The following is a 13,712-nucleotide window of genomic DNA, read 5'->3' as shown; positions in this document are numbered from 1 at the left end:
ATGTCAAACAAAAAAACAGCCTTGACTATTTTTTTACTATCTTTAGGAGCTTTTGTCACAGGAACCGCCGAATTTGTTTTTTCAGGCATTCTTGAAATCATTTCGATAGACTTGGGTGTCTCAATTGCTGCCGCTGGTCAATTGCTTACTATGTATTCCTTGTCTTATGCAGCCGGTGCACTTATTCTTGTCTTGCTAACCGCCAAGTATAACCGTAAGAAAGTCCTTATGTATGCTATTTTCACTTTTCTGATTGGGAATCTAATCGCTTTTGTAAGTTATTCCTATTCGTTGTTGATGTTCTCCCGAGTGGTGATGGCGATGAGTGGGGGGCTTTATATTGTGGTGGCGACTAATTATGCCGCCCAAATAGTTTCTCCTGAAAAGCGAGGAAGTGCGATCGCAAAAATTATTACTGGTTTTACGGTATCCCTTGTTTTGGGTGTACCAATAGGAACGTTTTTCTCTGCTTACGTCGACTGGCGTTATATTTTTCTTATTATCGCGCTTATTTCGTTGTTTCTTATAATTTCACTTTATAAATTGCTTCCGGAAATTCAAGCGAACAAACCACTTCCATTTACAACACAGCTTCAGATCATGAAGGATAGACGGTTAATGACTGGCTTAGGAACGACCATTTTCTGGATTTTAGGATACACGATGGTCTTTGCCTATATTTCACCTTTACTAAGCAGAGAAGCAGGAATGCCGCTGGAAATGATCAGTGTCGCATTATTTGTCCTTGGGACGTCCGCTTTTATTGGATCACGTTTTGGTGGGTTTGCAGTAGATAAATGGGGGCCTGCTCGTACCATATCTATCAGCTTGATCATTCATGCCATTGGATTATTACTATTCACTTTTACCCTACAGTCCACAGTAGGAACATTTTTGACTATTATGATTTGGGGAGTAGCAACATGGACGACCACGCCAGCCAAACAATTCTACCTTATTTCTTTAAAACCTCAGTCATCCGAAATCGTGCTCAGCTTTAACACCGCCCTAATGAATATTGGAATGACCATGGGGGCTGGGTTAGGCGGTCTGATTGTTAAATACGTAAATTTGTTTCATTTAACATGGATAGCCAGTGTATTTGTGGTGATTGCGTTACTCTTTATCCGAGTATCGTTTCGTTTAAATAAGGCAAAAAATAGGATGCCTTATCCCATTGATCAAAAGGGTTAGGACTTTTTAATGAAAAAGAGAAAGGGGAATTAACACTTACAGAACAACAATTTTAGTCATTTTATTAAATAATTTATTGAATATGTACTGAACAATCAATTCGAGCTGAAGTATACTATGTCCACTAATTGGTTTCGGGTTTGGTGGACATAGTGCTATTTTTAGTGTGGTTAGCAAGAGGCTATTTTTGTACACAGTAGAAACGTGGACGAAGACCCCATAAGAATTTATAAGACAAACCGGTTAAATTATATTTTTAGTTTACATAATATATATTATAGGAACCAAAATTATTTGCGAAACTTCTATCTACTAAAAACTGCATTTGACAAACCACTAGTTAAAATACTTCTTTTGAATACTTCTTGGTTTTTGTGTTTTGTCTCAATTTCTGAAGTATTCTTTGAAATGAGACGGAAAATAAAAAAATAAATTAGACTGGACATCTTTATCATCAGCATCATTGGTCTTTAGTCTGTCAGGTTATTTCTTATTGTTCGATCATAGTCTTAAGGATAACAGTCTAATGTTCCGTGCACAAAAGTTTAAATATAAAATAACCTCGTCCCCTATAAGTTAACGAGGTTACAATATGATATTTTAATGATTCAGCGGTTTAAATTCAAATTTTGTGATCACGATTTCAGCATCCTGTTGATTGATAGGTGCCCTACCATCCATTAACCAAAGGTTTAGATGTGCTTTTTCGTTTCTCGTATTCGGAATATCCTCTCCAGTATAGGACCAGTCTTTAATAAGGTACCATTCTAGAGGGTTTGGTGGTTTTGAGTAATGGCCGTGAAGCGACTTAAATTTTATCTCTGATGGAGTCCATTTAAAGCTATGAGTTGACCGATATCCGTTAAGCAATGTTTGAAAAGATTCAGTGTTAGAAGCTTTTGGTGGTTGGATACTGTATTGAGTGTTTAAGGCGTGTGGGTCCCCCCATTTTGCAAATTCGATATCAATTTCACGGTGGTAAACTGCTGGGGCATCGTCGGAGATACTATCATACGTAAATAAGCCTAATACGATATTGGGATCAAACTGGTCAGGCCGTCCATCAATAAAAAAACGGTACGTTCCATAACCGAACGTTTGCGTACTGAATATTTCAGCACAGTACCATATACCATTACATCTTGTGACCTTCAAATGAAGCCTCCCTGCGTCATCGACCCATACATTGTCATGGCTACTTGAAAAATAGTTTGGCCCTGGCCCCCATTTCCCCCCGTGAGTGTCCTTTACATTCCAAGTGTAACCACTCCAGTTAATTGTTCTAGTTTGTTTCAAATAATTTTATGCCTCCTTTAATTATGAAGTTTCGGTCCTATTACATCATATGAAGCATAACCCTTACAGGCAAGTGTGTTTGTCCGATAATAGGAGTTATTTAATTGAACTCAAATAAAGAGAGGTTTCCCTCTCTTCAAATAATTCTTGCCCGCCCCCTGCCAAAACCGAACCTTATGTTATTTCCTCTAGCCAGAGAATGCTTGTTACGCCGCGAGGATAATATTTGCTGCCTGCGATTTCGCCGGAAATGATCTGGTCGCTCCAGCTCCAGACAGATAATGTCGGATGAGTAAGCCACTCCACATGGGCCGCGTCTGCTCTTGCGCCTTTTTCGTCCCACTCCAGTCCAATGATATGGCGGGCTATAAATTGAGATAAATAGATTTTGCTCAGCCACGAGTTATTGCTTGTTGAGGAAATTTTCCAGCCTCCGTTAGGGAATAAGCAAATCCCTTCTTCTAGGACTGCTTCCAGATGGTTTTCCAGCACTTGAATATATTCACCGAAACGACCGTTTCTGTCTAAAGCTTCCCGGCAGTTTGTAAAATAAGGGAAGACAAGCCCTTCGATCGCAGGGATAATCTTGGAGTTATTACCCTCTCCGATAACTGCCGGAACGTATCCTCCTTCAGTTACATTTCCGCAAATAGTTTTAGCGGCCCTCTCTGCCTGCTCGTCTGCAGCTTTTGACAGCTCTTCGAGACCTTCTTCAGCAAAGATTTTTTCTAGTGCAACATAGGCTGCCCAGCATTTTCCTGCTAGGTAAATGTTATTTCGGGCCTGTCCCAAGGAAACATCAAGGCTGTCGTAAGTGGTGATTTCCGCTCCGCCCATCGTCCGCGTGCTGTCGAGTCCCATAAGCCCGTTCCGCTTCTCGGGATCCGGATGGTCGCGGTTCAGCATACTTTCAAAGCACTGCTCGAAAACTGGCAACCTGCTTTTCTTCCACTCTTTATCCCCTGTTTGCTCAACATAAACGGAAGCACATAACAGCCAGTTAACAAGCTGCTCCTGAGTCATATGCGAGAAGCATCCATCAAGTCCGTATAGTTCATAAGAAGAATAATTTTTACGGGAGAAAGTATTCGCTACTCCCATATCGTGTGTGAAACTGATGCCGCCTGGATATTCTGTATCATTACTAGGGAAGCGGACTTTGTCTTCGTAGCTGTATCTATCGACAAATAAATCAAGGACATTTTTAACTGTCCACGGATTCATTTTCAGTTCGAAAAATAGGTGGTCAACAGTAAGGTCAAAAGTATTCATCATTCTGTATTCGCCCTCATTCACGACCCATAATGGTCGCCCTTCATGCTCGAGCAGCTGTGTGCAGCCATAGTAGCTACGGATCGCATGAGCCATCATGAACTTCTGGTCATCTGACAGCTTGCTGTTGGCAACTAATTCATCAGACTCTGCTGCTTTAGCAGCAATCGCATCGAACTGTCCGAGCGCGTACTCTCCCACTTCTTCGATGGTTTTGAAAAATTTGGTGTAAAGATATTCTGTATCAAGCCCCGCTGTTACAACACCGCCACGGAAGAAGCAGACCGCGAACCTAACTGTTTTCACTTCACCAGGCTTAACGTCAACAACTAAAGCACCGGTTTTTCCTAACCCAAACGTCCAATTTTCTTCCAATGGATTTGAAAGGATATCTTCCATGCTGAAATGGAGGGCGGATTTTACAGAGGGGTCATTGGAAACGATGGACGTTAACCTTCCCTGCCCCACTCCTGCTACGCTGGATGTATCATCAATTTTCCTCATGGAGCTGTATGGATCTGATCCTTCATAGCCGAAGAAAGCTCTTCGCTGTTCTTTGCCACGTGAATTATCAATGGTGAGCTCTGCAAGTACAGCCGGAACAATTGCTGCTTTCAGTTCTTCCTCCGAAGCTTTCGATGGATCAGGAACGCTTTGTACAGCCGAGTAAATAGTAAATTTTAAATCGCCTGCTTTCCATGTATCCGTGCCAGCATTGAAATCTCTCATAATCTCGTCCTTCCCGAAAGGAAACAAAATTTGAGGCTTATTCTGGTTCGGGTCCGGATTTTCTAGATCGTAACGGGCTGCTTCACTCTCCGCGTCGAGATGGAAAGGCAGAGTTTCATACTTCCCTATTTCTTCCGATTCAAGTCCAATATATACGTTTTGCTTTGGAGAACGGCCCAGCTCCAGGTCCAGGCCCCCTCCGCTGCCGGGAAAACCTAATGTAAAGCTTGAAAATGCGCCTACAGGTGAATGATGTGCGTTAAAAAATATATTTTTAGGTGTAAACATAAAGCATTAGCCCTTTCTGTAGCGAAATTAATCACAAAATATTGTAGATAGTAGCCTTAAAGATATATTTATAGCTTTTATAGTTGAAATAAAGCTTATCCTTTAACTCCGCCAAGAGTTAACCCTTTAACAAAGTATTTTTGCAGGAATGGATATACACAAATGATCGGGACAGAAACGATGATCGTCATTGCAGCTCTAACTGACTGAGGTGTGACCGTTTCAACCACCCCGCTTTGGGAAGAAGCAAAGGCACTTGCCGCAGAGCCTGATGACATGGATGCGTTAGAGTTTTGCAATATTTTCATTAATTCATACTGAAGTGTGCTTAACTCTGGTTTATTAGAGTTATAGATAAACACGTCAAACCATGAGTTCCACTGCCCTACTGCAACGAACAGGGAAACTGTTGCGATTACCGGGAGACATAGAGGCAATGCGATTTTGAAAAACTGGGTAAATTCCCCGGCGCCATCAATTTTTGCCGATTCAAAAATCGTTTCCGGAAGCCCCTCAATAAATGAACGGATAACGATTAAGTTAAACACCCCGATTAACCCAGGAATAATGTAAATCCAGAACGTACCGATTAACGATAATTCTCTCATTAACAGATATGTCGGAATAAGTCCGCCGTTTAAATACATAGTTAAGACGAATGCGATCGTCACGAATTTTTTCAGGACAAATTGCTTTCTGCTGATCGTATAAGCAACCATGGCGGTACAAAATACGGAAATGGCTGTTCCGATGACTGTCCTTAAAACGGAGATCATACCTGCGTGCAACAGCTGCGACTGGCTGAATACATGTTCAAAGTTATACCAAGTAAACTCCCGCGGCCAGAAGTAAATTCCGCCCCGCACGGTATCTGTAGCATCATTTAAGGATACTGCCAACGTATTAACCATTGGATACAGCATCACGACACAGAGTAGGAGCATAAATATGATATTTAATGAATCAAAAATAAAATCATCTGCTCCTCGCCGTTTACCCGCTAATTTCGCTAAAATTTTCATGATGCGATCCCCCTCTAGAATAGTCTGGCTTCGCCAAGCCTCTTAGCAATATGGTTTGCCGAGAACAGGAAGATGAAGCTGACCACCGTTTTAAATATTCCAGCTGCCGTGGCTAAAGAGAAATTCCCCATATTAATACCGTAGCGTAAAACAAATATATCTAGGTTTTCCGCAAAGTCCATGTTCATTGGATTCATAAGCAAGTACTGCGCTTCAAAGCCTGATTCTAAAATATAGCCTAAGTTCATGATTAACAGGATAACAATGACCGGCCTCATGCCTGGTAGAGTAATATACCAGATGCGTTGCAAGCGGGTGGCGCCATCGATTTCCGCAGCTTCATACTGTTCAGTATCGATCATCGTAATTGCTGCGAGGTAAATAATTGTGTTCCACCCTACGTTTTTCCAGACATCCGATGCACCAATAATTCCCCAAAAATACTCACCAACTCCAAGCCACATAATCGGCTCGCTGATCATACCAAGTTTCATAAGAACAATATTGATTATTCCGTTTTCAATAGACAAAGCTGCCGATACGAGCCCTGCTGCTACTACCCATGAAAGGAAGTGCGGCATGTAACTGATCGTCTGAACTACCCGTTTAAACGTCAGGTTTCTGAGTTCGTTAAGGAGAATGGCTAAGCCGATAGCGGTTACAAAACCAAGTACCAGATTAATGAGACTCATTGCTAACGTATTTCTTAATACTTCAAAGAACCGCGGGTCTGTAAATAAAAATGTAAAATGCTTAAAACCAGCCCAATCCTGATCAAATATCGGGCGCGCAGGCCTGAAATCCTGGAACGCTATTGACCATCCATACAATGGCACGTATCTGAAAATGATTAACCAGATTAAAAACGGAAGACTCATTAAGAGCAAAGCTTTTTGCTCATAACATTTTTTAAAAAATAACTTTATACCTGTCGGCTTCCCTGCCGGTGTTTTCGGTGGTTGTTTAATCGGTGCCGGCGATGAAGCTTGTCCCGGCGGCGCAGATGATTGCGTCTGCTGCAATGCCATTGTTATCCCTCCCCAGTTGAACTCCGTAACTTGATTAAAAAAGGGAAGCTATGACTAACCAGTATTCGGTTAGCCACAGCCCCTTTTGTTTTACGCTTTTGTGAATATTACCACTCGCCTCTTACGCGCGCCTGGACTACTTCGGTAAAGAAGTTTTCATAAGCATCTACATCAAGGCTTCTATATGCCTGAACGAAATCGTCCCACTCTTTATCAAAGTCCGCTGGATCTGCTAATACGATTCTTGCATAGTGTCTTCTTAATATCTCATCAGCACGCTCCTCGAAAATTTGCTGTGGAGAGCCTTGCTCGATGTTTGCACTCCATGCAGGATACCATGGGCGCTCGTCAGGCTCGGAGAACAATTCTGCAAAAGTGCTGATTCCGTATGCTTCAAGGTATTCTTTATCATCATCATTGTAGCTAGCGAAAGCAACTTCAGGCTGCCTTCTTGCTTCAACTGCATTACCGTCAGAGAATGTACCGTTAATACGCGGCCAGGACCATTCAAATGTTGTCATACCAAATTCATCTCTGAAGTTCTGGTTGTTTACAATCTCTATCTGTTCTTCCGTTTGATAGAAGCGTCCATTTTCGTCAACGTTGTAATGCTCGCCTTCAATGCCCCACATTACTAAGCGCTGGTTATCTTCTTTAATTAATTCATCCCAGAACTGAATGATGCGCTCAGGATTTTCCGCATTAACCGTAATACCGACACCGCGGTTCCCTGTGAATGCCGGCGGATCAATATACTGGTCTTTAATGCCTTCATCAAATACGACTGGAAGTGCCATATACTCACGGTCCGGGTTGCCTGCGTCCCTTAATGCGTTACTTGCAGTGCCGAACTGCCATCCATAATCGAAGAATCCAAGTACGCGTCCGGAAGAAAGCTTCTCTAAATATTCATCATAGTTCATAACGAACATTTCCTGATCCAGCAATCCTTCTGCATTAAGTTCGTTTAATGCTTTTAACCATCTCTTCGCATACTCAGAATCTGCGTAAACAGAAGCTTCGTGAGTATCCATATCAACCATTACACCACCGTCATTTGGATAACCGGCAAGATGGTTCGGTACGTTAGTAAAAGCGAAGAATCTCCAGTCATACGTTAAACCGGTGAAAGGAATGGTTCTCATTCCGTCAATCTCAGGATTTTCTTTCGCATATCGAGTAATGATATCTAAATATTCATCTAATGTGTTGATTTCAGGAAAACCGTACTCTTTCAAAATCCCCCGCTGAATCCAGAACGCACCCTGGTCAATGTTCGGGTTAGGCTGGAACTCGTTTACAGTAGCCCCGAAAGGAATGTAGTAGATGTTTCCATCGTCATGTGTAAACATGTGCAGGTAATCGCCATAAGCTTCTAACAGGTTTGGCCCGTGCTCTTCAAGAAGATCATTTAAAGGTATGAATGCTCCTGCATCTAATAAAGCATCTATAGCGGCGTCAGGAACGATAACGTCAGGATAATCACCGCTGGCAATCATTACACCTGTACGTTGATTGATGTCCCCTACAAGATGCTCCACCTTGAAGTTTACTCCTGTTTTTTCCTCAAGCATTTTTCCGATATAAGTTTCGTTCGTGTTGAGGTCCTTCCCAGCAGCACCGGCGTTAAAATAGTGGTAAGTAACCGGCTCTAATTCCACTTCAACCGCGTCATTAGTTGCATTATTTTCGTCCTGGTCATGTGCATCAGTTGCAGCATCATTAGAACATGCTGCAGCGACTAAGAGCGAAGACATTGCCATTGATAAAATCAAGCTCTTTTTCTTAAACATCGGACATCCCCTCTCGCAATCCCTTTTATTTATGAAAGCACTTTCATTATAGCTTTGACAGGCTTTTTGCATGACCCGGTAAACTATAGTTTTCACTTAAAAATATATAGTTTATTGTTTAATTTTTCAGAAATTTTTCATGTCACCGATGTATAAAAACAGATGAATATGTAAGTAAATCCCCCGTTCTGTCAGTATGTGTCGTAACGTTTCGAAAACTATTTTTACAGGAAAGAGCCAGAAAAGGAAAGTATCAGCAATACTTTCCTCAAGTTAATCAGAAATAATCATTATTATTTTGAAATATTATTTTTCTCCGCAGGAAGTTTTATTTGTACATTCGTCCCTTGCCCAGGCCTGCTGTTAATGGAAAAATCAAAATGATTTTTATAATGAAGTTTCAGGCGGTAATAAACGTTTTTAATACCAACATTTTCTCCCATACTTTCCTCATTTTTAAGAGTCTCGATCAGGCTAGCTAATTTCTCTTCATCCATTCCAGCACCATTATCACTGATCTCATAAACTATTTCTCCATCGTTTTTCTCAACTCTTATTTGAATAATGCCTTTTTCTTTCACGGACTCTATTCCGTGAATGCTTGCGTTCTCTACAAAGGGGAGAAATACCATGTTTGGAATAATATAATCGTATGCTTCTTCATCAATATCAAGTTCATATTCCATTTTATCCCCAAACCGGTACTTTTGTATCTCGAGAAAGCAGATAATTAAACAAAGCTCGTCCCGTACGGTTACCCAGTCTTTCCCCCATGTAAGGGAATTTCGGAAGATTTTCGCCATATTCTGGATTATTTTTGCTGTTTCCTTCTCCCCTTTAATCATGCTCCTCATCCGGATCGTTTCGAGGGCGTTAAATAAAAAATGAGGATTAATCTGGCTTTGCAGAGCGCTCAGTTGGGCCTGCTTTTCCCTTAATTGGAGATCCTTCTTTTCAATATTGCTAGCATAGACCTCATTAATTAATCGATTGATTGTCTGTGACATCTTATTAAACTCGTTTGTTAATTCTCCTATTTCATCCTTGTCTCCAGGAAAATTAATAATGTCAAACTTTTGCTTTTTCATTCTCTTCATATGCTTTAATACACGCAGCAGTCGCGAATGAATAGATTTAGAAATTAAGACTATTAATAATGTTGGGAACAGCAGGTTAATGCTGGCGAGAATCACGATAAACTCCCGTGATTTATAAAGTTCTTCCAGTATTTCATTTTCCGAGATTGTCCCGGCCACTCTCCAGCCTTCTAGGTAATTCTGGGAAAGCATTCTTTCTTTTGTGAAAATGGTGTCTTCAGGAAATTCAAGCGCATCAAAATGCAGTTGTTCTGTTCTCCAGTTGACTTCCTCATTAGAGGAAAATTCTATATTCCTCTCGCCGTTTAATAAATAAACTTCACCAGTAAATGCAGCATTGTTAAAAATCTGTTTAATTGTCAGTGGATTCAGGTCAATTCTGACAATTTTTTTATGGTTGTATTTATTTTTGTGATAATCAAGCTCTCTTATGACACTGAAGAGCCCGCTGTCCGTAGCAGGATTAGTCCTGATAATAATCGGATGATTAGCCTCCGTTAACAACCTGTACCATTTTTCTTCTTTCGTATGCTCTGTCAGCGGACGTATACCGCCGGCGTAAATGAAACTAGGATTATCCGTATAAAAAGAAATTGACTGTATGGAATAATAAAGCGGGCTGAATCTGCTGTATTCTCTTAAATAAAAATCATATGCTTCAATATAGTCTATTGCCGTTTCATATTCTGTTTCAAAAAAATCATAGATTCTTGTGTTCGTATAAAAGCCTGATGAAATCCCAATGGCTTGGTCAACTGCATTGTTAAATTCGTTCGTAATCTGGTCCACAACGAGCTCAATATCATCCATCTTCTGAGCTTTAATATTATTTGCAGTAACATTGTAGAAAATAATATTAGTTAACAGAATGGGGAGAAAAACACAAAAAATATATAACAGTAGCAATTTGTTTCTTAATTTCACGTTATTTAAACTGTATTTTTTAAACAGCATTTAGTTTTATCCTTCACTAGTAATTTGAAGCGTTTATGAATCCTGCTAAGTTTGCAGCCATCTGCTGCGGTATCCATCTGTCCATATTTGACCTGGAATCTACTTATTTTAGCAGCTTGTTCCGGTACTCTGTCGGAGTCATTTTATTAATTTTCTCAAACTGTGTAACAAAATAATCGGTGCTCCCGAACCCTACTCTTTCAGCCACCTCATAAACACGCATATCTGTCTGCCTGAGAAGTTTTTTTGCTTCGTTTATTCTTAATTTAAGCAGATACTCCTTGAAATAGACGCCAAACGTTTTTTTGAATAGCTGCCCCATATATACAGGATTCATATAAAATAAGCTGGCAATACTTTTCAGGCTGATATTCTCATGGTAGTGATTTTCAATATAAGTTTTAACTTTATAAATATCGCCCTTCATATTTTCTTTACGCAGTTCCTGAATGATAACGGCTGCTTCAAGGACAAACTTCGTAAAAACCTGTTTTAGCTGGTCAAAAGTAAGATTGTAGCTTTCCCAGTTTGTCATTGCTTGTGCAGAGATTATCTTCCCCGTATCCCCTTCCATTGCCTGAACTGTCTGCATCACCTTGTGCACACAGCGGTTAACCGATGTCTTGACTGCGCTCGGGACGAATTTTTTTGTCTGGAATTCTGAAAAAATTTTATCAATAATATTAACGATTCGGTCGGAGTTGTTTTCCTCCATCTGTTCCATCAAAGTTACAAACAGGTGATTATTAAGTTCATCATATGTTGTATCTACGCTCTCTGTCTGTTCGTGGATAAACACATTTTTTTCATTAAAAATATATTTATAGTTTCGTAGGCTGTTCGCTGTTTCATATGATTTCTTAATGGTTGACAAATCATCTGTTTTCGCTCCTACATATACAGTCAGGGGGATGTTTGTAAAGTCTTGAATATCCTTCCTTAGTTTTTCAGCAAGCGGTTCAATCTGTCCGTTAAATTTTTTTAGATGCTCTGATGTAATCAGCAGCCCATACGCATGATCGAGCTGTTCGTAAATTGCCGTATACTCCTCTGTAGCAGCCTGTCTTGCAACAGTTTCCCTGATAACCTTTCTGATAGGTTCTTTGTACTGTTCATTTATGAACCCCTTATCCAGAGACAGGTTATTTACCTCCAGTAATAAATAATAATAAAAGTCGCGATTATTTATATTTAATTTCGCGGCCCAGCGGCGAACCTCATTTTCCTTTTTATTTTCTCCAAGAGAGTGAATGAAAATTTGGTCTAGAAGCACTTTTTCTTGATCAGAATTTGTTGCTTTTTCCTGATCAAGGGTCGCCGCAAGTTTAATGAGAGCTGCTTCCAGTTCGTCCTGGTCGATTGGTTTTAATACAAAGTCTACGGCCCCGAAACGCACGGCCTTTTGTGCGTATGAAAAATCATTATATCCGCTAATAATAATAAATTTTGTATTGAAAGATAATGTTTCATTCACTTTTTGTATCAGTTGCAGCCCGTCAAATACAGGCATTCTTATATCCGTAATGACAAGATCAGGCTTTATTTCCTGTACCAGCTTAAAGGCATCTTCACCGTTATCAGCTTCAGCTGCAACTTCGTAGCCGCATTTTTCCCATTCAATTAAGCTTTTTAACCCATGCCTTACAAAAAATTCGTCATCTGCTAAAAGTACTTTGTACAAATAAATCACTCCCTCTGCTGCGGGTGAAAAAAGATAGTATACTATCAAACCTAAGGTAATTTTAGCAAAATAGTAAATTGGTTACAATGTAATAACGTTATCATGGTAAAGGAAGAAAGTTTTGTTTTTAAGTGAGACTGCGAGGGTGACAGGGAAGGGTTCTCGCACTTATTTTTTGTGAATATAGGGGTGGAGGAGATTTTCTATGCTGACTTTGCCATAGGCCGACAGATTGTCCAATAAGTGTCGTTTATCGGCCAATCTGTTGCAATATCTGGTGTAGTTTGTCCCTCCCTCCCCTCTTTTAACCTTTAACCAGTTGGAAATTCAACAGTAGCTAGCAGGTAATTCGCATAAAATGGCTGTGTAGTCACAATCAAGCTTGGTCGCAATTAACTATTTTTCTCTTTTTACCTTTGTTTTACTCTCAAATGTCCTGTTCGTGGTGCTATTGTTTATCCATGTAGCCTGAAAATTGTTTGATAGGTGCTTCTCGCAGTTCTCCCATATGTCATTCCACCGTACCAACCATATAGATTGCTTGTTGTCACAGCTTTTGAAGAAAATAGAAGATTAAACTTAGAAATTTGCCGTTTGAGGGCAGGACTGTAATTTTCTTTATTTCAGCAAGCGTACATTTCAAGAATCCTTTTTTATTAACTTCCATCTCCTATGAATCGTGAAAATTCATACGTCAGTGTCAGAAACTTAGTTTTGCCCCGCTAATTCAAGCTTCTCTTTCTTCTTCTCAACTCTGTTAAATGACATGTTCGCGCACCACATAACGATCAAGGCGAATGTGCTTGGCCCGAAGAAAGGTATCAGTCCTGGTACGAGATAAAGCAGATAGCCAAGAAGTCCAATGCTGATAGCCAGTGTAACCAGTGCTAAAGGGTTTACAAACCCAATGATAAGCGCTGTCTTAATATACTGGAATAATTTCAAATTGTAATGAACATATGCAGGTATAATATAGAACAGGGTGATGATGTAAAGAATTAAAAATGCATACCAGCCGAGGGACAGAACCATATGAACTGTGCCTTCCACTGTTCCGAGATACATATAGTTAAAATAGAGGATATAGGCTCCCAGAAGTAGTACAGCCCCTAATAGATTTATCTTTAAAAACTCGTTTTTATAGGCCTGGAAAAAGGTTCTCGTAATGGCCACATCGGGATTTCCTGTAAACCACTTCCGCAGCACGGTAAACATTGCTGTTGTTGCCGGCAGAAAGCCTAGTACTACAAGGCCGAGGAGTGTACCGCTAAGCCATAATAAATTGATATATGCTAATTTCCATATCCAGTCACATGTTTGGTAAAATCTGCTCGACATCCAGCCTGGCTGCATAGTTT

The 13,712-nt window shown here is 40.3% G+C and carries 9 protein-coding genes; 1 reads left to right on the top strand and 8 read right to left on the bottom strand.

Annotation, left to right across the window (positions count from 1 at the left end; genetic code table 11):
• Positions 1-1,194: an MFS transporter gene (locus FED51_RS10925; protein ID WP_053431106.1), complete on the top strand. Its 1,194-nt coding sequence runs from the start codon at positions 1-3 to the stop codon at positions 1,192-1,194.
• Between the two features lie 600 nt (positions 1,195-1,794).
• Here FED51_RS10925 and FED51_RS10920 read toward each other — a convergent pair.
• From FED51_RS10920 to FED51_RS10885, 8 genes are all read right to left on the bottom strand, one after another.
• Entirely contained in the window at positions 1,795-2,490 is a 696-nt protein-coding gene (locus FED51_RS10920) for a glycoside hydrolase family 16 protein (RefSeq protein WP_053431107.1), read from the bottom strand.
• A 174-nt stretch (positions 2,491-2,664) separates the two neighbouring features.
• On the bottom strand, positions 2,665-4,779 hold the full coding sequence (locus FED51_RS10915; RefSeq protein WP_053431108.1) for a glycoside hydrolase family 52 protein: 2,115 nt from the start codon (positions 4,777-4,779) through the stop codon (positions 2,665-2,667).
• Positions 4,780-4,874: 95 nt separating this feature from the next.
• The gene (locus FED51_RS10910) at positions 4,875-5,801 is read right to left on the bottom strand and encodes a carbohydrate ABC transporter permease (RefSeq protein WP_010898270.1); all 927 of its coding nucleotides are present in this window, start codon (positions 5,799-5,801) and stop codon (positions 4,875-4,877) included.
• A 14-nt stretch (positions 5,802-5,815) separates the two neighbouring features.
• Positions 5,816-6,679 (bottom strand): ABC transporter permease, encoded by an 864-nt coding sequence (locus FED51_RS10905; RefSeq protein ID WP_233422112.1) that lies wholly within the window; start codon positions 6,677-6,679, stop codon positions 5,816-5,818.
• Positions 6,680-6,936: 257 nt separating this feature from the next.
• On the bottom strand, positions 6,937-8,622 hold the full coding sequence (locus FED51_RS10900; RefSeq protein WP_010898268.1) for an ABC transporter substrate-binding protein: 1,686 nt from the start codon (positions 8,620-8,622) through the stop codon (positions 6,937-6,939).
• Between the two features lie 293 nt (positions 8,623-8,915).
• Positions 8,916-10,673, bottom strand: a complete 1,758-nt coding sequence (locus tag FED51_RS10895; RefSeq protein ID WP_053431109.1) for a sensor histidine kinase — start codon at positions 10,671-10,673, stop codon at positions 8,916-8,918.
• A 103-nt stretch (positions 10,674-10,776) separates the two neighbouring features.
• Positions 10,777-12,363 carry a response regulator gene (locus FED51_RS10890; protein ID WP_233443795.1) on the bottom strand — a complete coding sequence of 529 codons (1,587 nt, stop codon included), beginning with the start codon at positions 12,361-12,363 and terminating at the stop codon, positions 10,777-10,779.
• A 699-nt stretch (positions 12,364-13,062) separates the two neighbouring features.
• Positions 13,063-13,707, bottom strand: a complete 645-nt coding sequence (locus FED51_RS10885; RefSeq protein WP_010898265.1) for a YesL family protein — start codon at positions 13,705-13,707, stop codon at positions 13,063-13,065.
• Between the last annotated feature and the right edge of the window lie 5 nt (positions 13,708-13,712).

It is taken from the genome of Halalkalibacterium halodurans (genome assembly GCF_005671335.1).
In the GTDB taxonomy this organism is placed as follows: domain Bacteria; phylum Bacillota; class Bacilli; order Bacillales; family Bacillaceae_D; genus Halalkalibacterium; species Halalkalibacterium halodurans.
The sequence above is the reverse complement of the archived record's forward strand: the minus strand, read 5'-3'. Positions and strand labels throughout refer to the sequence as shown.